This is a genomic window from Paenibacillus sp. FSL K6-2441 (assembly GCF_037964765.1).
Lineage (GTDB): Bacteria > Bacillota > Bacilli > Paenibacillales > Paenibacillaceae > Fontibacillus > Fontibacillus phoenicis.
In genome coordinates this window covers 3847901-3872415 of record NZ_CP150174.1, presented here as the reverse complement: position 1 = coordinate 3872415, position 24515 = coordinate 3847901, and the positions used below count along the sequence as shown (strand labels likewise).

At 51.7% G+C, this 24515-nt stretch carries 18 protein-coding genes; 17 read left to right on the top strand and 1 reads right to left on the bottom strand.

Features of this window, described 5'->3' with window-relative positions; all coding sequences use genetic code 11:
* From NSQ80_RS17900 to NSQ80_RS17840, 13 genes are all read left to right on the top strand, one after another.
* Positions 1-1842: a sensor histidine kinase gene (locus NSQ80_RS17900; protein WP_232282372.1), complete on the top strand. Its 1842-nt coding sequence runs from the start codon at positions 1-3 to the stop codon at positions 1840-1842.
* Entirely contained in the window at positions 1839-3389 is a 1551-nt protein-coding gene (locus NSQ80_RS17895; protein WP_339300208.1) for a response regulator, read from the top strand. Before NSQ80_RS17900 ends, NSQ80_RS17895 begins: the two co-directional genes overlap by 4 nt.
* Positions 3390-3578: 189 nt before the next feature.
* Positions 3579-4826 carry a sugar ABC transporter substrate-binding protein gene (locus NSQ80_RS17890; protein ID WP_339300206.1) on the top strand — a complete coding sequence of 416 codons (1248 nt, stop codon included), beginning with the start codon at positions 3579-3581 and terminating at the stop codon, positions 4824-4826.
* Between the two features lie 110 nt (positions 4827-4936).
* The gene (locus NSQ80_RS17885) at positions 4937-5851 is read left to right on the top strand and encodes a sugar ABC transporter permease (protein ID WP_232282371.1); all 915 of its coding nucleotides are present in this window, start codon (positions 4937-4939) and stop codon (positions 5849-5851) included.
* Between the two features lie 4 nt (positions 5852-5855).
* Positions 5856-6680 (top strand): carbohydrate ABC transporter permease, encoded by an 825-nt coding sequence (locus NSQ80_RS17880; RefSeq protein WP_009226849.1) that lies wholly within the window; start codon positions 5856-5858, stop codon positions 6678-6680.
* A 24-nt stretch (positions 6681-6704) separates the two neighbouring features.
* On the top strand, positions 6705-8780 hold the full coding sequence (locus NSQ80_RS17875) for an amylo-alpha-1,6-glucosidase (RefSeq protein WP_339300204.1): 2076 nt from the start codon (positions 6705-6707) through the stop codon (positions 8778-8780).
* A 152-nt stretch (positions 8781-8932) separates the two neighbouring features.
* On the top strand, positions 8933-10561 hold the full coding sequence (locus NSQ80_RS17870; protein ID WP_323077763.1) for an ATP-binding cassette domain-containing protein: 1629 nt from the start codon (positions 8933-8935) through the stop codon (positions 10559-10561).
* 105 nt (positions 10562-10666) lie between these two features.
* Entirely contained in the window at positions 10667-11677 is a 1011-nt protein-coding gene (locus tag NSQ80_RS17865) for a LacI family DNA-binding transcriptional regulator (protein ID WP_323077762.1), read from the top strand.
* Between the two features lie 158 nt (positions 11678-11835).
* Positions 11836-14175 (top strand): glycosyl hydrolase family 65 protein, encoded by a 2340-nt coding sequence (locus NSQ80_RS17860; RefSeq protein ID WP_323077761.1) that lies wholly within the window; start codon positions 11836-11838, stop codon positions 14173-14175.
* A gap of 23 nt (positions 14176-14198) precedes the next feature.
* Positions 14199-15497 carry a sugar ABC transporter substrate-binding protein gene (locus NSQ80_RS17855; RefSeq protein WP_323077760.1) on the top strand — a complete coding sequence of 433 codons (1299 nt, stop codon included), beginning with the start codon at positions 14199-14201 and terminating at the stop codon, positions 15495-15497.
* Between the two features lie 69 nt (positions 15498-15566).
* Entirely contained in the window at positions 15567-16463 is an 897-nt protein-coding gene (locus NSQ80_RS17850) for a sugar ABC transporter permease (protein ID WP_339300201.1), read from the top strand.
* A 77-nt stretch (positions 16464-16540) separates the two neighbouring features.
* Positions 16541-17380, top strand: coding sequence for a carbohydrate ABC transporter permease (locus tag NSQ80_RS17845; RefSeq protein WP_339300199.1), 840 nt, complete (start codon positions 16541-16543; stop codon positions 17378-17380).
* Positions 17381-17410: 30 nt separating this feature from the next.
* Complete coding sequence (locus NSQ80_RS17840) at positions 17411-19621, top strand: glycogen debranching protein (RefSeq protein WP_339300197.1); 2211 nt, start codon at positions 17411-17413, stop codon at positions 19619-19621.
* 77 nt (positions 19622-19698) lie between these two features.
* On the opposite strand, the gene NSQ80_RS17835 is transcribed toward NSQ80_RS17840, so the two are convergent.
* Positions 19699-19887: a hypothetical protein gene (locus NSQ80_RS17835; protein ID WP_323077756.1), complete on the bottom strand. Its 189-nt coding sequence runs from the start codon at positions 19885-19887 to the stop codon at positions 19699-19701.
* A gap of 226 nt (positions 19888-20113) precedes the next feature.
* On the opposite strand from NSQ80_RS17835, the gene NSQ80_RS17830 reads away from it, so the two are divergent.
* The 4 genes from NSQ80_RS17830 (at position 20114) to NSQ80_RS17815 (ending at position 24489) form a co-directional block, all read left to right on the top strand.
* Positions 20114-20983 carry a cation diffusion facilitator family transporter gene (locus tag NSQ80_RS17830; protein WP_323077755.1) on the top strand — a complete coding sequence of 290 codons (870 nt, stop codon included), beginning with the start codon at positions 20114-20116 and terminating at the stop codon, positions 20981-20983.
* Between the two features lie 471 nt (positions 20984-21454).
* Entirely contained in the window at positions 21455-22480 is a 1026-nt protein-coding gene (locus NSQ80_RS17825) for an SH3 domain-containing C40 family peptidase (RefSeq protein ID WP_339300195.1), read from the top strand.
* Positions 22481-22644: 164 nt separating this feature from the next.
* Entirely contained in the window at positions 22645-23148 is a 504-nt protein-coding gene (locus tag NSQ80_RS17820; protein WP_260071443.1) for a DUF948 domain-containing protein, read from the top strand.
* A gap of 186 nt (positions 23149-23334) precedes the next feature.
* Positions 23335-24489: a fused response regulator/phosphatase gene (locus NSQ80_RS17815; protein ID WP_260071444.1), complete on the top strand. Its 1155-nt coding sequence runs from the start codon at positions 23335-23337 to the stop codon at positions 24487-24489.
* The last annotated feature ends 26 nt before the right edge of the window (positions 24490-24515 follow it).

Sequence of the window (24515 nt, the reverse complement as noted above, 5' to 3'; positions counted from 1 at the left end):
ATGATGATATTCACCCGGCAGAAACTGTCACAACTGAGCTTGGAGAAGAAGCTGATCGCTGCCTTTTCCGTCTTTATTCTCATTCCGCTTATCTTGATCGGCGGGATCGTGTCATGGATTTATGTCGACAAGAACCGAAACGTGATGCTGGATGCGGCGGTGGAGAACAACAAGCAAATCGTGACCAATATTGATACGTCCCTGCAACCGTTACAAAGGTTGTCCATGTTTCCCATCCAGGAGCAAAGCGTGTACCAAATCATGAAGAAGGACTATACCCAGGTCCCTTATCCGCTGCTGGAACGCGGTCGGGACTTCGATAAGGTTAACGGATTGATTCAAAGCGGGATCATGCTATATTCTGATTTGGTGGATTCGGTCGTTATTTTTCATGAGCATGATCAGTCGATTATCGGCCGCAGCAACCGCGAGTATATCAACTATCAATATTTCAAAACAACTTATTTACAGGAGGCGTTTATCCGCAAAATACGAGAAGGGAACGGGCAGTTTGTCACGACGGGTATTCATTACGACGAGCTGTTATCGCCGCACCGCCTTCCGGTCGTATCCGCGGGCCGGGCCATTATGGATCCGTATACCAAGGAACGGCTCGGATTTATTGTCTTCAACATCTCGGCGGACAAGCTGAAGACGTTGTGGAGTAATACAGCGTTCGCGGAAAAATCCAACTTCTATTTGCTGGATGAAGATCGGATGATTATTCAAAGCTCAAACAGCGGAGAGATCGGCAAGGCGGCCTCCGCCGTGTTTGGGAGCGGCTTTCAGGAGGAGCCGTCCGGCCGGACCGGTACGACCCGAATGTGGATCAACCAAAAGCTGTATATGATCTCTTCTCCGTCTCAGGTGGCCGAGTGGCATGCGGTGACCCTGATTGCGAAGGACGACCTGTACTCCATTGTGTACCAGTTGGTGGCCATCATGGCCGGTACGCTCCTCCTGCTGCTGGTCTTGTCGATCCTGATCTCCCTGCGCATTGCCACGCGAATTATGAAGCCTTTGGCCGTATTGAACCGCAAAATGAAGCTGGTCGCCCAGGGCCAGCTCGATGTCAGGTTCGATACGCGGCAAAGCGATGAGGTTGGGGTGATCAGCAGTACGATCGATCAGATGCTGCAGGAAATTCGCAGTCTGATTGCGCGGATTTACGAGAAAGAGGAAGAGAAGCGCAAGCTGGAGATGGACGCGCTGCAATCGCAAATCCGCCCGCATTTTATATACAATACCTTAAATGTGATCAAGTGGATGGCCAAAGTGCAAGGCGCTTCTGGAATTGAAGAGGCGCTGCAAGCTTTCGCTTCTGTAATGAAGTTCAGCATGAAGACGGATGAGAACTTTGTTCCCATCGCTGAGGAAGTCGTATTTGTCCAGAGCTATGCCAAAATTCTGGATTTCCGGTACTTCAACAAGTTTGAGGTGACGTATTCGATTGACCCGGGCGTCACCGAATACAAAACGTTGAAATTCCTGATCCAGCCGCTGGTGGAAAATGCGATTTTCCATGGCTTTGAGGGAATTGATTATAAAGGGAAGCTGGACATTTCCATTTATGAACGGCAAGGCGACCTGTACGTGGAAGTGGCGGACAACGGCCGCGGGTTCCCGGAAGATGGCGGGTTACATGCCAAGCCAGGGTATAAGGAAATCTCCAGAGATGGATTCAACTCGATTGGCATTCAGAATATTCGAAGCCGGATACGTCTGCATTTTGGACCGGGATACGGCTTATGGCTTGCCCCCGGAAGGCAGGGGGGAACTGTGGCGCTGATTCGGGTTCCAGTCATTTCGAATGAAACGGCAGGGGGAGGGGACAGCAAATGAAAATATTGATTGTAGACGACGAGCCGCTGGTGCGAATCGGCATTAAATCGGCGATCGATTGGCAAGCCGAAGGCGTGGAGATCATCGGCGAGGCTGGAGACGGAGCTGAGGCGTTGCGGTTGATCGCCAGCGAGCAGCCGGATGTCGTGCTGCTGGACATCAAAATGCCGAAAATGGACGGGCTTGAAGTGCTGCGCCGGATCAAAGAGCAGGAGCTGCCCGTCAAGGTGGTGGTCCTGAGCAGCTTTGACGACTTCGGGTTTGTGAAGGAGGCGATGAAGCTGGGGGCGCTCGATTATTTTCATAAGCCGGACATCAATGACCGGGAGCTGATTGGCATGCTGCAGAACATCCGCAAGCAACTCGGGACCGCCCCTATTCCTTCACAACCCCCAAGGGCGACAAATCACAAGGAGCAGCTGCTCAGCGGCCTGCTGTACGGCACCGGTATCCAGCATGAGCTCTCGGAAACACGGTTAAAAGAAGGCAACATCTACGTTGTGTTGTTCAAAATCAAAAACTATGACAAGGTGCTGCAAAGATACAGCGAATCGTCGAAGTCCGTACTCGGGAATACCGTGCAAAATATGGTGAACGAAATGGTTTCGGCGGAGCGGGAGATCGAGTTCGTGCCATTAAACGAGCGGCTGTCCGCCCTCCTGATCAGCAATAGCGAACTGAAGAGTCTGCTCGCTTCGCTGACGCGCGTCAACGACATCGTGCAACGGATCAGTTCCACGCTCAAGCGTTTCGTGAATATTGATATTGTGCTGGGCATCAGCGATTGGGTGGACCGATTCGAGCAAGTGCCCACGGCGTACAAACAAGCGCTGCAGGCGTTGTCGCACCATTTTTACCATCCGGAATCCTCGATTTTCTATTACAGCCACCAGAAGGAGCGAAGCGAGGTGGCCTTGGAGCAAGCGGAGGTTTATGTGAAGCAAATGAAGTCAGCCTTGGCCGAGCATGCGCACGAGAAGTTCATGGATGGGCTGTCACGCTGGGAGAATCTGATCCGGACGGAGGAGTGTCTGGACGAGGCAGAGGTGCAAAAAGTGTACGAAGGCTTGTTATTTATGATGGACCGAAACGGGAGCAAGGTCAAAACAGAGGCGGAGGAAGAACTCACCGCCCGCGGGGCTTTTGAAGATTTCGAGCAAATGTCCAGCGCATACCGGACTGTTTTTGAACAGCGGCTTGGCGGAGGGGCCAACGCTTTCAAAGGGTACAGCCAGTTGATCCGCAATATTTTGGAGTACATCGAGCATCATTATCAAGACAGCCTCTCCCTGAAGCTGTTTGCCGACCTGTTCCAAGTCAGCCCGAATTATGTCAGCCGCCTGTTTAAAGAGGAAGTAGGGCAAGGCTTGTTTGATTATATTAATGAGCTGCGCATCAATAAAGCCAAAGAGCTGTTAAAAGATTACCGCTATAAAATTTACGAGGTCGCCGAGAAAGTCGGGTTTAGCAATCAGGCGCATTTTGCAATCGTATTCAACAAGTATACGGGAGTCTCTCCGAAGCAATATCGCAATGAAGAAGGATAAAAAAGAAGCATAAATCAGATAAAAAAGTGTGATTATATTAAAAACTTATACCGCCGCCTGCAACGATCAACTAATAATCGAGGCGAAAATCTAAAATTAATCAATATTTGATTAATTTTTTTTGTGTTTAGGGGTGTTTATGCTTAAGGAGCAAGAAAGTCAGAAGTGATCAAAAGGGAGGCAACAACAATGAAAGCCAGAAAAAGAACACTTTCAGCTCTGCTGATTTTGTGCCTTGCCGCTGTCGTAGGCTTGACCGCTTGCGGAAGCAGCAAAACCGCTGACAATACAGGGGGAAGCGAGACGAAACCGGGACAAAAAGTCACCGTCAACTTCGGGTTCTGGGGAACCGCCCAAGACTTGGCGATCTATCAAGCCGCAGCTGATAAGATCAACACGGTTTACCCGGATATTGAGTTGAAGATCAAGCAGTACCCAAGCAGTGAGCAGTTTTGGAATACGTTGCCGGGGGAAATCGCCGCGGGCGTCGCACCGGACTTTATCAAGATGTCCAACGAAGGCGCGTATGAATACATCAATAAAAATCTGTTTACGCCCATCGATGATCTGATCCAAAGTACGGGCATCGATATGAGCCGCTTCCCGGAATCTTCGAAGAACATCTGGAAGGTTGACGGCAAAATGTACGGCATCCCGAATACGGACATGCCTGCGATGTTCCTGATCAATGAGAAGATGTGGAAAGACGCCGGGCTTGGGGACTATCCTACGACCTGGGATGAAGTGATTCAAGCAGCCAAAGTGCTGAATAAAGGCGACGTGAAAGGCATCATTGTGAACCTGGACGCCTTCCATATCACCAACTATGTGAAAAGCTTCGGCGGCGGCTGGGACTACGGCAAAACGATCAATTCTCCAGAGAACGTCAAAGCGCTGGAACTGATCGTCGATATGTACAAAGAAGGCATTGCGGTAACACCGAAATCGTTAGGCTTTGGTTGGGACGGCGAAGTATTCAGCAACGAGAAAGGTGCGATGAGTACTGGCGGTTACTGGTACAAAGGTTACCTGAAGGACGCAAATCCGGATCTGAAATATGTGGCTTTGCCGATTCCTAAAGGGACGACCAACGGCAGCACGATGAGCTCCGACGCTTATATTGTGCTGAAGGACGCCAAAAACAAAGAAGCAGCGTTGAAAGCGGCTTACTACATGACGAACGACGAAACGCAAAAGGCCTTTATGGATCTGGGCTTTAACCCGGCATTAACTTCGCTGTCCGGCCAATACTTCGAGAAAAATCCGGAGTTCAGCGCATTGAAGCCAGCGCTGGAATACAGCACGGACTTCGAATATCCAACGGATACGAAACGCTTTACCGATGCGCTTGTGCAAGAGCTGGAAGGCCTGATTCTCGGCGGATCCGGCAAGACGGCGCAGCAAATTCTTGACGATATCCAAAGTCAGTTTAACTAAGTTCCATTTGCTCCTTGATAAGCAGCCGCTCTCTCCTGATCAGGCAAGTTTCAGAGAGAGCGGTACCTTTTTTACTTTATCCGCAAGAAAGCAGAAACGAGGTGTTACCCGTGAAAAACAATAAAAATCGGCAATCCGTGTTTCGTTCCATCGCCGATTCGGATCTGACATTAGGCTGGTTGTTTACCCTGCCTTTTTTGCTTTTATGGGCCTGGTGGTTTTTATATCCTTTCATTCAGTCTTTTGTCAGAAGCTTTCAGGATGCCAACTTTGCCTCGCTGGATCAAGCCAAGTTTATCGGGTTAAGCAATTATATTGAAATTCTTCATGACCGGGAGTTCTTCCGTGCCCTGCTCCATTCCCTGGAGATCGTGGTGGTTTCGATCCCGTTGCAAACGATACTGGGCTTGTTTCTCGCATTGCTCGTTAACCAGAAGCTCAAGGGCAAGGGCATCTTCCGGACGGTCTTTTTCTTACCCTACATCACTTCGCAAATTGCGATTACCACCGTCTTTATGATGCTGTTTAAGCAAGGGACGTTCCTGACGAATTTCTTCGGCACGCTGGGATTCGGCAATGTTACCTGGTACGCCGATACGAAGTACGCGCTGCTGTTTGTATGCATTCTGTTTATCTTCCAGCAAGCCGGGTTTACGATGATCGTCTATTTGTCCGGCCTGCAGGAAATTCCCAAAGACTTGTACGAAGCAAGCGAGATCGACGGCGCCTCGAAGTGGAATAAATTCCGCTATATTACGGTGCCTTCGTTGAAGGCGGTCACGTTCTTTATCGTCTCCGTGTCTACGATCGCCGGATTTCAAATCTATGACCAAATCGCCGCCATTTCTAGGTACGGGGCGCTGGGAACTCCGGCTGGAGCAACTAGTACGGTCGTCACCTACTTCTACCAACACGGGATCCGTTACATGAACATCGGGTACGGAAGTGCGGCCGTTGTCCTGTTCTTTATCATCATTATGCTGATTACGTACCTGCAAAAAAAATTCCTGGACGTGAAGGAGTGAGAACATGAAAAGCCGTACGCGCATAGGTCGGCCGTTCCTTTACCTCGGCATGATCGTTCTGGGGCTTCTGTTTGCCATCCCTTTTATTTATACGTTGTATTCCTCCGTATTGCCGATGCGTTTCGTGAATACACTCACTTCGCCGGCAAACTGGACGCTGGATAACTTCAAACTGTTTTTTACGAATGAAGCTTACAATGTACCGCGCTGGTTTCTGAACACGATCATCATGACCGGTGTGGTGGTGCTTGGGAACATGGTCATTAACCCGATGGCAGGCTTTGCACTGGCCAAGCTGAATTTCCGGGGGAAATCGGTTATTTATTGGATCGTGGTCGCGACGATGATGGTGCCTTACCATATGATCTTGATCCCGGTCTATGTCAACATGGCTCAGTTGGGCTGGCTCAACACGTTTTGGGCTTTGACCATCCCGTTCCTGTATCAGGGACTGTATATTTTTATGCTCCGTCAGTTCTTTATTTCGGTGCCGAACGAATTTTTGGAGGCGGCCCGGATTGACGGTCTGACGAAGATGGGCGCCTTCTGGAAGATTGTTTATCCGCTTGCCCGTTCGTCGCTGATTACGATGGCGATTTTGGCATTTGCCGGAACCTGGAACAGTTATCTGATTCCGAGTACTTTGACGAATAAGCCGGATATGTACGTGCTTGTCGTAGGTCTGAACAGTGTGAAGGACCAATTCTTCGAAAATACGTCGCTGATTATGGCCGGCGTCGTATTGTCGACGCTGCCGATTATCCTCTTCTTCTTCCTGTTCCAGCGGCAGTACATCGAGGGCATCTCAAACGCCGGCATTAAAGGTTGATATCAGAACTTAAGGAGGCTAACGATGGATTACCGCGTAATCAAAGAAGGGGAGCTGTTTATGCTCTCTGGGCTGAACGGCGACATTGGCCGGCACAATGATCAGGGATTTGGATTATACGCGCAGGATACCCGCTTCTTAAGCCGCTTTGAGCTGGAGGTGGACGGCGGGAAGCCCGTGCTTCTGTCTTCTGCAGGCGACAAAAGTTATGTAGCCAGCTTCCGGCTTATCAAGGAAGCCAAGGATGACGGAGCGATTGAAGTTACACGCGACCGCTTCATCTATAATGGCAGACTTTATGAACGCATTGCCTTGACGAATTATTTTCCACGGGAGATCGCCTTTGATGTATCCGTTTCGTTCGATGCGGACTTTCAGGACATGTTCCTGGTTCGCAAATACCGCACGGGGGAAGTTGGCAAGGTGGAAGGAGTTGTCGTCGGGGATCAGAATATGACGTTCCGGTATCTTGGAGCAGATCAGGAAACAAGACAAACGAGGATCGCCTGGGACGCTAAAGGCGGACGGGCGGATGACGGCGGGACGGTTACGTTCCCATTGTCCTTGAAGATCCAAGAGACATGGCAAGTTACGTTTCAAGTTGTCCCGATGGCGGACAAGCTGCTTCCAGCGGACACGCCGCTTAGTTTTGATGAAGGGCTGCAGCGGCTGGAGCAGTCGTACGAAGCTTGGTATGCGGACAACACCCGTATCGCTTCCGACTCCCCGGTATTTAACGAATTGTACCGGCGCGGGGTACAGGACTTGCGTATGTTGACGACGGATATCGGCTACGGTGAGACGACGGTTGCGGGACTGCCTTGGTTTGCTGTTCCGTTTGGCCGGGACAGCTTGATCACCTCGCTCTTCATGCTCCCGATTAACCCTCGGCACGCCGTGGGAACGTTAAGAACGTTAGCGGCTTATCAGGGGGAGCAGGTCGACCCGTGGCGAGACGAACAGCCGGGCAAAATCATGCACGAGATCCGCTTCGGCGAGCTGGTGACCACGAAACAATCGCCGTTCTCCCCGTACTACGGCACGATCGATTCAACACCGTTGTTCCTTGTTTTGATCGGCGAATACTACCGTTGGACCGGCGACCTCGCTTTGGTGGAGGAGTTGCGGCCGAACATAATGCGCGCATTGGCTTATATCGATGCGTCCATGCAGTCGGGCTCAGGGTTTATGGCTTATAAGCAGGAAGCGGACAAAGGCTTCCCGAACCAGGGCTGGAAGGATTCCGCCAATTCGATTATGCATGAACACGGAGCTTACGCGGATTCGCCAATTGCGCTGGCTGAGGTGCAAGGGTACGTCTACCAGGCGAAGCATTCGCTGGCGCCGCTGTTCGAGCTGATGGGTGAGCCGGAGACGGCCCGCCGGCTGGAGGCGGAAGCGGAAGAACTGAAAGCGCGGTTCGAGTCGGCTTTCTGGATGGAGGACGAGCAATGCTACGCGATCGCCTTGGACAAAGATTTGCGCCAAGTCCGCAGCGTCAGTTCGAATCCGGGGCATCTGCTGATGAGCGGAATGCCCGAGGCTTCTCGCGCCAAGGCGCAGGCCGGGCGGATGATGAAGCCGGATATGTTTAACGGGTACGGCATTCGGACGATGAGTACGGAATCTACGGGCTATTACCCGATGAGTTATCATAACGGCAGCGTATGGCCGCATGACAACGCCATGATCTTGCTTGGCCTTGGCAAGCTCGGCTTCAAGCAGGAGGCGGAGCAAGTTATCTCGGGATTGCTGAACGCTTCGGTGCATTTCGAGTACCAGCGCTTGCCGGAGCTGTTCTGCGGTCATGACGCGGGTCTGGGCCATCCGGTTCCGTATCCGACGACCTGCTCGCCGCAAGCTTGGGCGGCCGGCACATCGATCGTCTTCCTGCAGGCGATGCTGGGGCTGTACCCCGATGCGCTCCGCCGGGAAATCGCATTGTCGCCGTTCCTTGTGCAAGGCATGAACCAGCTGGAGGCAACGCATATCGCGATCGGCGGCGGGCACTTGTCGGTTCGCGTTACGCGGAACGCGGACGGCAGCACCTTCTCCGTCGAGATTCTGGAGAACACCACAGGTTATACCGTGGTTGAATAAGCTCTCCTACCTCTGACCTTCCTTTGGGAAGGTTGGAGGTATTTTTTTGCCCAAAGCCTGCAATATCCTGACAATGCTCAACTTAAGGGCTAATGTATGCTATAATATTGAGCCAGTAGTTCGATAATGAAAAAAGGATGGTAATGCCTAACATGATCAGTACTAACGGTGTGACGCTCCGGTATGGAAAACGGACACTTTTCGAAGATGTAAATATAAAATTCACCCCCGGCAACTGCTACGGTTTGATCGGGGCCAACGGGGCGGGCAAGTCGACGTTCCTGAAAATTCTCTCCGGCGAGATCGAGCCCAACCAAGGCGAAGTGTTTATGACGCCGGGCGAACGTTTAGCGGTCCTCAAGCAGAACCACTATGAATACGACGAGTACCCCGTGCTGGAAACGGTGATCATGGGTCACGGCCGGTTGTATTCGATTATGAAAGAGAAGGATGCGCTGTACGCCAAACCCGATTTCTCCGAAGAGGACGGCCTGCGTGCAGGCGAACTGGAGGGCGAATTCGCTGAGTTGAACGGCTGGGAAGCCGAGTCGGATGCAGCGGCGCTGCTGATTGGCCTTGGCATTCCACGCGAGCTGCACGATAAGAAGATGGCCGAGCTGAGCGGCAACGAGAAGGTGCGCGTGCTGTTGGCGCAAGCGTTGTTTGGTCGCCCGAATAACCTGCTCCTGGACGAACCAACGAACCACTTGGACCTCGAATCGATCCAGTGGCTGGAGAACTTCCTGATGGACTACGAAGGCACCGTTATCGTCGTATCCCATGACCGTCACTTCCTGAATAAGGTATGTACGCATATCGCGGATATCGACTTCGGTAAAATCCAGTTGTACGTCGGCAACTACGACTTCTGGTACGAATCCAGCCAGTTGGCGCTGCAAATGCAGCGGGACGCCAACAAGAAGAAGGAAGAGAAGATCAAGGAGCTGCAAGCCTTTATTCAACGTTTCTCGGCGAACGCTTCGAAATCGAAGCAAGCGACCTCGCGGAAGAAGCAGCTCGAGAAAATTACGCTGGAGGACATCCGTCCGTCCAACCGGAAATATCCGTTCCTGCACTTCAAGGCAGAGCGTGAAGCGGGCAAGCAGCTGCTGACCGTGGACGGGCTGACCAAAACGATCGAAGGCGAAAAGGTCTTGGATAACGTCAGCTTCGTCGTAAACAAAGGCGACAAAATCGCCTTCGTCGGACCCAACAGCGTGCCGAAAACAACGTTGTTCCAAATCGTCATGGGCGAGTTGGAAGCCGACAGCGGGGAATACAGCTGGGGGATTACAACTTCGCAGGCGTATTTTCCGAAGGACAACTCCCGTTATTTCGATGGGGTGGACCTGAATCTGGTGGAATGGCTGCGCCAATATTCGCCGAAGGATCAGGACGAAACGTTCCTGCGCGGCTTCCTTGGACGGATGCTATTCTCCGGCGAAGAAGCGCTGAAGAAAGCGAGCGTATTGTCCGGGGGCGAGAAGGTTCGCTGCATGCTGGCCAAAATGATGCTGAACGGCGCAAACGTGCTGTTGTTTGACGAGCCGACCAACCACCTCGATCTTGAATCGATTACGGCGCTCAACAACGGGTTGATCGACTTTGATGGCACGATCCTCTTCACGTCGCATGACCATCAGTTCATCCAAACGATCGCCAACCGCATCATTGAAATTACGCCAAACGGCATCATTGATCGCGTCATGACATACGACGAATATCTGGAGAGCGAAGAGATTCAAAATCTGCGGAAATCGATGTATCCGGAAGAAGGATAAGTTGGATTTGCTGGACGCTTCAAATAGGTAGATCATGAAGCCGCACGAGGATCTTTGCAGGTCTTTCGTGCGGCTGAAATAATACATGAAGTCGTGGTGAGTCAGATGGTATCGATAAAAGATGTAGCCAAGCTGGCCAACGTATCTATTGCCGCTGTGTCGAAGACGTTAAACGGTTATCCCGACGTCAGCGAGACGACGCGACAAAAGGTGATGCAGGCCGCGCAGGAATTAAACTATTTTCCCAATCGGTTGGCGAAAAACCTAAAGCATAAGGTGACGAAGACAATCGCGCTAATCATTTCCAACTTCGAGCAGGCCAACGGTAAAGACGGTGTGCTGTTTCAGATCATGAGCGGGGTGTACGCTGCCGCCCAGCACTATCGCTATGAAGTGGTCATCTATACGCGCAGTCTGTCCGAGCAGCAGGACAAGTCCTACTGGCAATTTTGTCAGGAAAATAAAATCGCCGGGGTTGTCATTGCAGGCCTTCGTACAACAGATCCCTATTTCGACGAGTTGGTGAACAGCGAACTGCCCTGCATGGTGGTTGATGCGGATATCGTTGGGCCGAAGACGGGCTCCGTTTCCACGGACAACGTCAATGCCGCCAAGCAAGCGGTGGAATTTTTGATCAGCAAGGGTCATCGGCATATCGGGATGGTTAACGGGCACAGCTTTGCCGCGGTTAGTATACAGCGGCTGCAAGGATATCGCGAAGCCTTGGAGGCGGCTGGTTTGCCATATGATCCTGACCGAGTGATCGACGCCGATTTTAAGGAGGAAGAAGCCTATCACGCTGCTGAATCGTATCTGCAGAACCATCCTCAGGTGACGGCTGTGTTTGCTGCCAGCGATCTGATGGCGATCGGCTTTATGACCCGTTGCCGGGAATTGGGCGTTTCGATTCCAGAGCGACTATCGATTATGGGGTTTGACGACATCGTGCTGTCCAGCTATACGACCCCTAAATTGTCGACAGTCCGCCAGGATTTTGAGAAGATCGGATATTCGGCTTTTGAAGAAGTTGTGAAAATGCTCGAAAATCGAACCGAAGGATTTCATAAAATTCTTTCGTTCGAGATTATTGACAGAGAGTCCGTGAAGGTGCAATAATGGGTTCGAAAACGTTTTCGGTTAGCAATTGCTTTTTTATTTTATCCGGTTCGAAATCGTTTTCGAATTTTTTGTCCTTTGTTCGAAAACGTTTTCGATCGCGCTTTCAAATGGCGCGAGGGAAAGACAAATTCTGATTGCTGGAGAGGAATTGACTTATGTTAAGCTACAATCCCAAAACGACGGAGGAGCTGGAAAATTGGGTGTTCTCCGAGGTTCGCTTTGATCCGTTGGCCCTTGGAAAATGCGAAGCCATCATGTCGCTTGGCAACGGTTATATGGGGCTTCGCTCGGCGACGGAAGAGCCTTATATCGGAGAGAAAAGAAATTTGTTTGTGAACGGTACGTTTAATAAATTCGACGAGTTCGAGGTCAGTGAATTGCCCAATGCAGCCGATCTGACCAAGCTGGACATCCGGATTGATGGCAGGCGGTTGTCCCTTGAGGTTGGCACCGTGACCGTATACGAGCGGAGACTTAATCTTCGCGATGCCGAGCTGGTTCGCTGTTTTGTGTGGGAACACTCCGGCAAGAAAATCGGCTTTGTGTTCCGGCGATTCGTCTCGCTCGATCATCTGCATCAAATCGGATTCCGAGTTGAGATCCGCTTGCTGGCGGGAGGCGCAAATCTTTCCATCAGTTCGGGAATTGACGGGCAGGTGACAAACAGCGGCAGCCAACATTTCCATGAAGGCGAGAAGCGTATTTATGACAAAACGTATCTTGAACTGATTCAGACGACGACAGAGTCGAAGATTGATTTTGTGCTCGGGGCAGTTCATGAGTTAAAGGTGAACGGTCACAAAGCCGAAATCGCGCCGAAAATGGACATTGACCGCCGCCGGGTGGGCGTCACTTATACGCTCGACCTCGCGGAGGGGGATACGCTTGTTTTTGAGAAGCTGGCCACTGTATATACGAGCCGTGACAAGGAGTTTCCAGAAGGAACCACGCTGGAAACGATCCGGCAGACGGCCCTGAAGACGTTGAAGGAGATGCGCCTTGCCGGTTACGACGAGCTGTTCCGCCGGCATCGGGCTGCTTGGAGCGCGGTATGGGAACGCTACAATTTTTCGATTAAATCGGCGAGCAGCTTCGATCTGCTGGCTCTGCGCTTTGCCATCTATCATCTGGTCGCCATGACACCGGCGCATGATCATCGGATGGGCATCGGAGCCAAAGGCTTAAGCGGAGAAGGATATAAAGGCCATTCCTTCTGGGATACCGAGATTTTTATCCTGCCGTTCTATATTTATTCCAACCCGGCGATCGCCCGCTCCCTGCTGGAGTACCGCTATTTGGGGCTTGAAGGGGCAAGAGCAAAAGCGCGTGACAACGGATACGCCGGAGCGATGTACCCGTGGGAGGCGGCCTGGCCAAGCGACGGCGAAGTGACCCCCGTATGGGGTGCAGTAGATGTTGTTACCGGCGAGCAGACGAAGATCTGGTCCGGTTTTATCGAACAGCATATTACTTCCGACATCGCTTACGCGGTATGGCATTATTACCAGGCTACCGGTGACCGTGATTTTATGAACCGGTGCGGGTTTGAGATGATTTTTGATACCGCAACGTTCTGGGCGAGCCGATTGGAGTGGGATGAGGCTGAACAACGCTATGAGATCAACGATGTTGTTGGCCCGGACGAATACAAGGAGCATATCGACAACAACGCATTTACCAATTATATGGCTCATTTCAACATCGAATTGGCGAAGCAGTATTATTACGCGTTGCAGGAAGAGGACATGGAACTCTTCCAGCGCTTGAACGCGAAGCTGAACCTAGAGCAGGCCATTTCCGAGTGGGAGACCAAAGGCGGACTTATTTACTTGCCTCAGCCGAACCGCGAAGGGATCATCCCGCAGGACGACACCTATTTGCTCAAGAAGCAGATAGATCTTACCCCGTATAAACGTCAGGCCCGAGTGGGCAGTATTTTCGACGATTACAATCTCGATCAAGTAGGGGAAATGCAGATATCGAAGCAGGCGGATGTTTTGATGTTGTTTTTCCTGCTCGAAGACCGTTTTCGGCCGGATGTGAAAAAAGCCAATTACGACTATTACGAAGAAAAAACGCTGCATGATTCCTCGTTGTCGATGTCAACGCACTGCATTCTGGCCAACGATCTCGGCGACCGCACGCTGGCGTATGAGCTGTTCCGACGCGCCGCCGAAATTGATCTCGGCCCTTATATGCATTCCTCCGATGCCGGCATTCATTCCGCTTCGCTTGGGGGCGTTTGGGAATGCGTGGTGATGGGATTCGCCGGCGTACGCATGCTGGGCGGTGAGCTTCATTTGAATCCCCGCCTGCCGCAGCAATGGGAGGAGTTGTCCTTCCCGCTCTATTGGCAGGGGCGGCGCCTCGAAATTGTCCTTGACCACAGCAATTTGCATATCCGGACAGAGGAGCCGGGTGAGATGGAGTTGCTCGTGCATGGACAACGGATTCGGTTCAACCAAGAATTACAATATAGATATCAAACCTATTAAACCTATTAAGGGAGGTCTAAACGATGAGAAAGAAAGGGTATACGACACTGGTTTTAGTCATGATCGCCGCGCTGGTGCTGTCGGCTTGCGGAGGCAGGAAGGACAATGCCGCAGGCGGGGATGCAGGCGCATCCGGGGGGAAAGTCAATCTGACCTTCACCGTCTGGGGGGATGTCAACTCAGGTGCTAACGAGCAGCAATTGGCAGATGAATTTAACGCAACTCATTCGGATATTCAAGTGAAGTTCGAACCGATTCCCAGCGACGGCTACGGGACGAAGCTGACCACTTCCCTGGCCGCCGGTCAGGCTCCTGATGTGTTCCTGATTGGCGAAGGCGACTACTTCAAATACGTGGATAAAGGGGTCGTTGAACCACTCGACGAGTATTTGAAGAACGACAGCTCTTTTTCATTGGATATTTTCCAGAAGGACTTAATCGAAAATATGAATATCAACGGCAAGCAGTATTATTTGCCGAAGGACTTCAATCCGCTGGCCCTATGGTACAACAAGCGGATGTTCGACGAAGCGCAAATTCCGTATCCTACGGACGATTGGACTTGGGACGATCTGATCGCTACCGCCCAGAAGCTGACGAAGAAAGAAGGCGGCAAATATACGCAGTTCGGCTTTAACGCCGGGAAATGGGAATATCCGATCTATACCTACCTTTGGGATCACGGAACGGATATTGCTAATGAAGACGGAACGAAAGCCGAAGGCTTCATGAACAACGAGAAAACTGTGGCCGCGCTGGAGAAATACGTGGCCTTGTCCAAAGGGGAGAACCGCGTGTCGCCAACGCCGCAGGATACGGAAACGATGGGCGGAGATGCCTCCATGTTCATGACCGACAAGCTGGCAATGATGGTCACTGGGCGTTGGATTAAATCGGATTTGGATAAATCGGACGTTCAGTACGGTTCGGCCCTGATTCCAAAAGGGGCAGACGGAACGAGAACCAGCATTATCGCCAGCGCCGGCTGGGCGATCAACGCGGCCAGCAAGCATAAGCAAGAAGCTTATGAGTTGGTGAAGTGGCTGTCGGGAACGAACGCTCAAAAGCTCCGCGCCGAGAACAGCAAAGTGCTTCCTGCAACCGTGGCGGAATTGGAGCAGGTAAAAGCGACGGAGGTTGCTGACAAACCGGTGATTGAAATGATGAATTACGCGAAGAAGCCGGTGACGATGCGTTCGGCGAACGGCCCTATCTTTGTTGAGGAATTTTCGAAGGCGATGGAGAAAATGCTGCTGGATAAACAGGACGTGAAAGGCGCGCTGGATGAGGCCGCCAAAAACGTAGACAGCAAAATCAAATAAGAAATAAGCACCCGGCGGGTGGAGCGTAAGCAGGACAAACGCTTCACCCGCCTCATCAAGGAGGTCGCCATGCGAAAATCAAATTCTGAATGGTCCGGGTATTTGTTTATTCTTCCCTGGCTGCTTGGACTTGTGCTGTTTACCGTTGGCCCTATGCTGTTCTCCTTGCTGCTGGCTTTCAGCAAATGGGACATCATCACCGGGGTCAAATCGATTGAATGGGTGGGTCTCGATAATTTTAAGGCGATCTTTCAGGACGAATTGTTCTACCAGTCTTTGAAAGTCACTTTTATTTTTGCGTTGATTTCTGTTCCGCTGTATCAAATCTTCTCGCTGTTTGCCGCTATGCTGCTCAACATGCGCACCCGGGGCATGAAGCTGTTCCGGCTCATCTATTTTATGCCCTCGGTGATCCCGGCGGTGGCGGTTTCGATGATGTGGGTGATGATTTTTAATCCGGAATACGGCGTTTTGAATCGGGCGCTCGCTTTGGTAGGGATCCAGGGGCCCGCTTGGCTTCAGGATCCTTCCTACGCGCTGGGAGCGCTGATCGTCATGGGCATCTGGGGCATCGGCAACATCATCATTATTTATTTGTCCGGACTGCAGGGAGTTCCGGAAGAGCTGTATGAAGCGGCCGAGTTGGACGGAGCGGGCCGTTTTCGTCGTTTCTTTAGCATTACGCTGCCTATGATTTCTCCGACGATCTTTTTCAATTTGATTATGGGGATTATCGGCGGATTTCAATATTTTACCCAAGCTTTTGTGATGACCAACGGCGGGCCGCTTAACTCGACCTTGTTCTACAACCTGTATTTGTATAACAAAGCATTTCAGGATTACGAAATGGGATACGCTTCGGCTCTGTCCTGGATTCTGTTTGTCATCATCCTCGTCTTTACGCTCCTCGTGATCCGCAGCTCTTCTATGTGGGTCTACTACCAAGGCGACGACGACAAGGATTAATAAAGACCATTCAAAAAAGTCAATGAAGCTGACTATTGAACCGATCTTGATGTAGAACTTATAAGGAGGCGTCAACGATGAACCTTGCGACCAAGAGATTCAGCCCGGCCCAGATCCTGAGCCTGCTGATCCTTATAGCCGGAGCTGCGGTCGTACTCGTGCCGCTGTTGTGGACTTTTTTTACATCCCTAAAGACGCCGGCGGAAGTGTTTAAAGATAACTTCTTCCCGGAGAAGTGGCTGTGGAGCAACTACTCCGATGCCGTTCAGGCGATCCCGTTCTTCACTTTTTTGCGAAATACGCTGACGATTCTGGTGCCGGTTCTGATCGGAACTGTTTTTTCCTCCGCGCTGTGCGCCTATGGCTTTGCCAGATTCCGCTTTAAGGGAAAAAAGACGCTGTTCCTGGTGCTGCTCGCGACGATGATGCTGCCTTCCCAGGTCACGATGATTCCGATGTTCATCATGTTTAAGGAAGCGGGCTGGGTGGATACGTTTCTGCCCTTGATTGTGCCAGCCTTTTTCGGCGGGGGCGCATTTAACATCTTCCTGATTCGTCAGTTTATTCGGGGCATCCCGCGCGATCTGGACGAGTCGGCGTTTGTGGACGGAGCGAACCGGCTGCAGATCTTTGTTCGAATCATTCTTCCATTATCGATGCCTCCGTTGATTGCGGTGTCCATTTTTACCTTTATGGGGGTTTGGAACGATTTCCAAGGTCCGCTGATTTATTTGAATTCCAATGAGAAGTACACCCTGGCGCTGGGGCTTTCCATGTTCAAAGGCTTGTACAACGTGGAATGGAATATGCTGATGGCGGCCACGATTCTTGTGATGCTGCCGGCTCTGGTCGTGTTCTTTGCCGTCCAGAAGTATTTCATCGAGGGGATATCCATCTCTTCGGGTGTTAAGGGCTAAGCGAATCTACTAACAATGAGGAGAATGTTCATGACCGGACTAAGCAGCAAACATCCGTTTAACTTATATTACAATGCCGGGGAATATATCAAAATTTGCGGGGCGCAGGACGGAACCTTTCCAGACTTCGGGCATCATGTCGCCAATGAAATGGGAGGCGTGTGGCTGCATCCGATCAAGCTGCTCGACGGCTTCTGGCTGAAGGTGACCGATTTGGACCGGGGCATTTCCGTTTGGACTCGGGCGGATACGTTTACGAACGAGCCTTGGGGCAGCCGATTTGAGTATGACCATGGACTCAGCCATATTCCGGTGTCGATCGAGCGGATTCAACTTGCGCCGGAGCGGGAAAAAGGCTTTATCGCCAAGTATCGGGTGCAAGCCTATGCCGGGGAAACGGTGCGGCTTGGTATAGAACTGCTCGCCCGTACGGACCTTCGCCCCGTTTGGTTCTCGGAACATATTGGGATCGTCGATGGCGAACGGGACGAGCCGCTGGAAGTGTTGGACCGCAAGGTGCTGGTGAAGGATTCGGCGCATCCGTGGTTCGTACAGGTCGGTACGGACCTGCCGGAGCCCCGCGTGGAAACGGACGCGTTGTTATATGGGCCTGAGTTCACTGCCGGGGCTGGCTGCGGCGTCGCGTTTCGGACGCAGATCGAGCTGGCTGGTCAGGAGTCGTTTGAATTTCGGCTGTTTGCTGCTGGATCGTCTGTCTCTAAGGAGGAATGCCTCCAAACTTATGAGCGGTTGACCTTGCAGCATGAAGCACTGCTGGCGGAAAAGCAGGCCGCTTATCGAGAGATCGAGGCGCGGGCGCGCTTGGAAATTGCCGGAGAGACGCTGCTGAACGAAGCGTTTGCTTGGGCCAAATGGAATAACCAATGGCTGGTGCAGACCGTCGATGGACTAGGCCGTGGTCTGACGGCCGGGGGGCCAACTTACCCGTGGTGGTTCGGCTGCGACAGCACGTATGCGCTGCAAGGCGTGCTTGCGATCGGCGATACCCAGCTGGCGATTGACACGCTGGAGCTACTGCGGAGCAAATCGGAAGAAACAAACGGCAACGGCAGAATCGTACACGAGATCACGACGATGGGGGCGGTCGCGAATCCGGGAAACACCCAGGAGACGGCGCATTACATCGTTTTTGTATGGGATTTGTTTGAATGGACCGGCGATGAAGAACTGTTGCGTCGCCATTACGAATACTGTGTGAAAGGCATCGATTGGCTGCTGGAAGAAATGGACGGCGACGGAGACTTGTTCCCTTCCGGTTACGGCATCATTGAGATCGCCGGGCTCAACATGGAACTGATCGACAGCGCTGTCTATACGGCGAAAGCACTACAGGCCATGACCGCGATGAGCGAGCAGCTTGGCGAAGCTGCGAACGCCGCCAAATACGGGGAGTTGGCAAAACGGGCGGCTGCGGCCGTCAATCAGGCGTTCTGGTGCGAAGAAGAAGGGCTGTACGGGGATGCGATCGCCCCCCGTGAAGCGGTTGAGGCCAAGGCAGACGTGATGATCTCCCTCGCCCGCAAGCAGGGGATCGCCGGGTATGAGGAATATATCGGACGTTTGCTGCAGCGGACGGCCGGGCGCGAAGGTGACCAGGCATGGCTGCTAAACAAGAACTGGGTCATCGTCACCCCCATGGAGGCGGGAATCGCCGATCCGGACAAGGCGGCCAGAGCGCTTGCGACGATGCGGTCGGAGGAGTTTGTCGGTCCGTACGGAACGTATCTATCAGGGATTTACAAGCAAGGGACGATGACGATTTCAACCGGTGTCCATGCTGTGGCTGAAGCAGCAAACGGCCATCCGGACGAAGCGTTGGAGCTGCTGCGCCGTCTGCTGCGTACCTTCTCCGTGGCTTTGCCCGGCTCTTTCTCGGAAATGTCCCCAGACTACGGCTGTGTTGTGCAGGCCTGGACACTTTACGCGCTGGCGGTTCCGCTGATCCGCCACTTCTTTGGCGTCCGTCCGCAGGCGCACCGGCGCTTGCTGCAATTAAAACCGCAGCTTCCTGGCGCATGGCGTGATAAGGAATGCAAACTGGACGGCCTGCGCATTGCGGACGCAAGCTTTGATGTGTGCATCAGCCCAGCGAATGGCGGTGAGGGCTGTCTCGTTACTGTGCGGAACGAACAAAGATGGACCGTAGCGTTGGAGCTAAACGGTGAGCGCAGGGAAAGCGACGAGGCTTGGATTCAATGGGAAGTCGGACGGAGGAACTAACTTTATCGGACTCAATCGGAAATTAGAAGAGGCCCATGCGATTGCTGCATGGGCCTCTTGCTGAACCGTTTGGGTCTCTACGAACCGCCCGTCCGGCGACGTTGATTGTTTGGCTTTTTATTATTTTGGCTCTTGAGTGCTTTGGTTTGCAGATTGTCCTTTAACCCCGGCTTGTTTGCGGCGTGCTGCTGTTGTTTTTTTTGCTGCAGCTTCTGGCGGATCGCTTCGGCTAAATCGATTTTGCGCGGTTCATTCGCTTCCGACACCATTATCATCTCCTCATCAGTGAAAAGGCTGTCCTTATTTTATACGTTTTTAAAAGCGGGGACAACGGGAATAATGATGAAGGCTGCTTTTCCCGGGGGCAACACTGTTTCTCTAGACTTACACGGGGTTGATTTGCTACGATGATTAAACGCTTCTGATGTTTTAGAAATGAGAGTTTGAAGAAGTAGGTTATTGGCTTCGGGGAGAAGTCTGGAGGTGCGGGGCTTGGATATTTACGACGATATACGCAAAGGGGAACGCGGGGCTTGGGTAAGCATTGCCGCTTATTTACTGCTGTCCGCTTTTAAATTGATCAGCGGGTTTGTGTTTGATTCAAGCGCGCTGCTTGCCGACGGGTTTAACAACCTTACGGATATCGTGGCCTCGGTGGCGGTGCTGATTGGACTTAAAATCTCACAGAAGCCGCCGGACTCCGACCATGCTTACGGCCATTTCCGTGCGGAAACGATTGCTGCATTAGTAGCTTCATTTATTATGGCGATGGTCGGTATTCAAGTCATCTTTGGCGCGGTTTGGTCGTTGATTGAAGGTGTGCATAACGAGCCTGACATCCTGTCGGCTGCGGTTGCTATCGTTTGTGCTCTGGCGATGGGCGGGGTTTATGTCTATAATCGGAGACTGGCCAAACAAATTAACAATCAGGCGCTTATGGCGGCGGCCAAGGATAATTTGTCGGATGCGCTGGTGAGTGCGGGCGCAGCGGTTGGGATTATCGGGGCTCAATTCGGGCTGCCGTGGCTGGACGTGGTTGCCGCGATTGCGGTAGGCTTGCTTATTTGCAAAACCGCCTGGGATATTTTCCGCCAGTCGACGCATAATCTGACCGATGGATTTGATGAAAGGGAGCTGGGCGACCTGCGCAGCACCATTGCCCGGACCCAAGGCGTGGAAGGGATCAAGGACTTAAAGGCCCGGGTTCACGGCAACCATGTGCTGGTCGATGTCGTGATTGAAGTGGATCCGCAGTTGACGGTTATCGAAAGCCATGAGATCAGCGACCGGGTTGAGGAACGGATGAGAAGGAAGCAAAACGTCATGCATGTTCACGTCCATGTTGAACCTAAAGAAAGATAGGACTCGATTTGGACGGGAAGTCATAAGGATGATCGAAGAATCAGGATCAAGGCAAATCATGCCCGAATGGACAGGCTTAAGGCAACATTTACCAAGCCTGCTGTTCGGGTTTTTTTGGCTAAAAAATAGGCGATTGTCCCTAAAAAACAGGTAAATTGGATAAATTAGAATTTTTATGAAATCGATGCGGTTGCATGCGAAATCGGGTACTTTTGTTGCAGAAATCCAGTGCTATTGCCCGGGAGGTGTTTACATAGGTTACATTCGACCGGATTTTATAGGTCGCGTGTCTCTAATTTCAACATGTAAAAACTAGGGCCATTGTCTTTGAATGCGCTTTCCTATAAAGTGATCTTCGACCGATTTAGACTAATTTCGACAATCGCTATAATGGGTGCAAGACCAAAGAAAGGAGGATTGGAACGCAGGCTAACAACTAGATTTATTACATTAGGAGGCAGGATAACACCCATGAAACGAAGCGTAGCGATCACATTATTGAGTGCCATTCTTCTCTCTACTTATACAGCTGTTCCTCATCAGGCATCAGCCGCAACCATAACCGCAACCTCACAATCGATCACCAAAGGCCATATTGTCGGCGGAGTCAATTTCCGTGACCAACCTTCCCTTTCGGGTAAAGTGATTGGTTTTCTCAAAAAGGGCTCCGAAGTCACCGTATTGGATCAAAGCAATAAATATTTCTATCTAGTGAAAACCGAAGATGGGAGCATCGGTTACGTCAGTTCGAACGAAAAGTACATTCAACTGGAAGCCGTGAACACCGCTCCTTCCCAACCTTCGCTTAATTTGCCGGCAACGGTGACGTACGGCGTCAACCTGCGCGATCAACCGTCCACCTCGGGCAACGTCATCACGATGCTTCGCAAAGGTACCACATTAACGATTCTCGAGCAAAGCAATGAGCATTTCTATAAAGTACAGACGAACGACGGGACGATTGGTTACGTTAGTACGATAGATAAATATTTGGAAATTGGCGGACAATCCAGCACGCCGCAGCCAACACCAACTCCCGCTCCTTCCAGTGGGATTAGCCAGCAAATCGAGCAGGTGATTCAGGCCGGTATGAAATACCTCGGCACTCCGTACGAGTACGGCTCCAGCCGCAGCAATACGAATACGTTTGATTGCTCTGATTTCGTAAGACAAGCCTATAAGGATGCCTTGGGCATTACGCTTCCTGCGGATTCCCGCAAGCAAGGGGATTACATAAAGAGCAATGGAACGGCCGTATATCGCATCGATCAATTGAAGCGCGGTGATCTGGTCTTCTTCATGAGCTATAAAGGCTCTTCGGCCAAGTCCTACCAGGGAATCGACAAGCAAAGCCAGCGGATTACCCACGTCGCGATCTATCTTGGCAACGGCCAGCTCCTGCACACGTATTCCAATGAATCCGGCGGGGTTATCGTCGACAAGCTCGACGGCTCCTGGGTTTACCGCTTTATGTTTGGCGGCAGCGTCCTGAAATAAATCTAATCATGCCGTTTGGCCCCGTTCTTGGGATGGAGGAGGCCAAGCGGCTTTTTCGATTTAAGGTCGATAGAATTACGGTTCTTCGCACACTTCCGCCCATTTTCGTGTATAGTTAAGGAAAGACGGGTGAACGCCCAAGGACGGAAAGCGAGGAACAAGGTATGATTTGGGAGATCAGCGTGGCGGTGGCTGCGGCGGCTTTTGTGGTGCTTGTCGTTTATTTGGTCAAAACGCTGAAAGCGGCGGAACATTCGCTGAAGACAACCACCGAAACATTGAAGGACGTACAAAAAACGATCGATGAGTTGGGCAGCGACGTCCGGCAGGTCGTCCGGCAAGCGAATGAACTGACCAGCGACATCCAGCACAAAATGAAGCAGATCGACCCGCTGATGGAATCGGTTAAACATGCGGGTGAAGTGTTAAGTGAAGTTACGCTGGCGACAAAGCAGGTTTCGGCAGCCCTTGCCAGCCGTATCGCCAGCCGTCCTCTGTCGGTCAAGCGAAAGGCTCCGGCATCTCCGGCTCCGGCAACCTCTGTACCTTCGGCCCAGCCGCTGCAAGCTGAAGGGGAGCAGCCGGTGCAGGAAGCGAACCGCAAACCGGCGAACTGGGTCAAATGGGTGGATGTCGCCGCCGATGTCTGGCAGAAATATCGGAGTTAAGCGGACGTTAACGGCATTTCAATCTGCCGTTTCAACCTGAGTTAGACTGGGTAATGTACTATGTTACTCAAGCCTTGCCCGCATTGTGAGTCGAGAAGGAACGGGAAAGCGCCCCGTTCCTTTTTTTATCACCGTGATCTGTATATCACTTCTATGCTTACTCAAGCTCATTTTAAGGAGATTATCATGCGAATCTTGATCGTTGACGACAATCCGACAAATACCATGATCATTCGTGAGATTTTAAAGAAGGAAAACTACCGCAACACAGTCACCGTAACTTCGGCCCGGGACATGTTCGAGCGGCTCGGCGTCAAAAATTTGGATGCGGTTGAAGAAAGCGGGCCATCCGATGTGGATTTGATCCTGCTGGATATGATGATGCCGGAGATGGACGGGATTCAGGCTTGTCGGATTTTGCAGCGCTCCGAGCATCTGAAGGAGATTCCCATTATCGTAGTCACGGCCGTTGGGGATTCCCACAAGCTGGCGGAAGCGTTGGATGCCGGAGCTGTGGATTATGTGACGAAACCGATCAACAAGGTGGAGCTGATGGCGCGAATTCGCCTGGCTCTGCGGCTGAAGCTGGAGAAGGACTGGCACCGTAACCGGGATCAGCGCATCCAGGAGGAATTGAAGCTGGCGTCGCTTGTTCAAAACGCTGTCCTTAGCCCCCCGATCCATGATTCGGAGGTCGAAATCGATGCCCTATACAAGCCTTCCTATGAATTGGCAGGAGATTTGTACTCCTGGTACTCGCTTGGTGAGGGGAAGTATGCGGTGATCCTGCTGGATATGATGGGTCACGGCATTTCTTCTTCCCTCTTCTGTATGTTCATCTCCTCTGTTCTCAAAGATACCGTGTTTACCTATGTGGAACCGAAGCTGGTTATTGAAGAGTTAAACCGTCGCTTTATCCAGCTGCATATCGAAAGCAAATTGATTCAATATTATTTCACCGCCATCTATCTTGTGGTGGATACCCGGCGCAAAGTGATCGAATACGTGAATGCCGGACATCCGCCTGCCCTCCTGTACACGAACAATAAGCAACCCGTTCGTTTGGATCAAGTGGGGCCGCCCGTAGGCTTGTTTGATGGAATCGAAACGCATCCGCAGATTCTACATTACGAAGGACCAGGCCATCTCGTCCTCTACACCGACGGGTTGATGGATGGACAGGAGGATTCCTTAGAGGCACGTCAGGCGTGGCTGGAGGAGCAGTTAAATACCTGCAGCCATCACTTCGACCGTGAGATGATGAGCCGATTGTTCTTCGAAGATGCCGTCCCGCTGAACAGAGAAGACGATAAATGTCTGGTATGGATCTCGTTCAAATGATCCCCTTGATTCAGCAGTGGACAAGC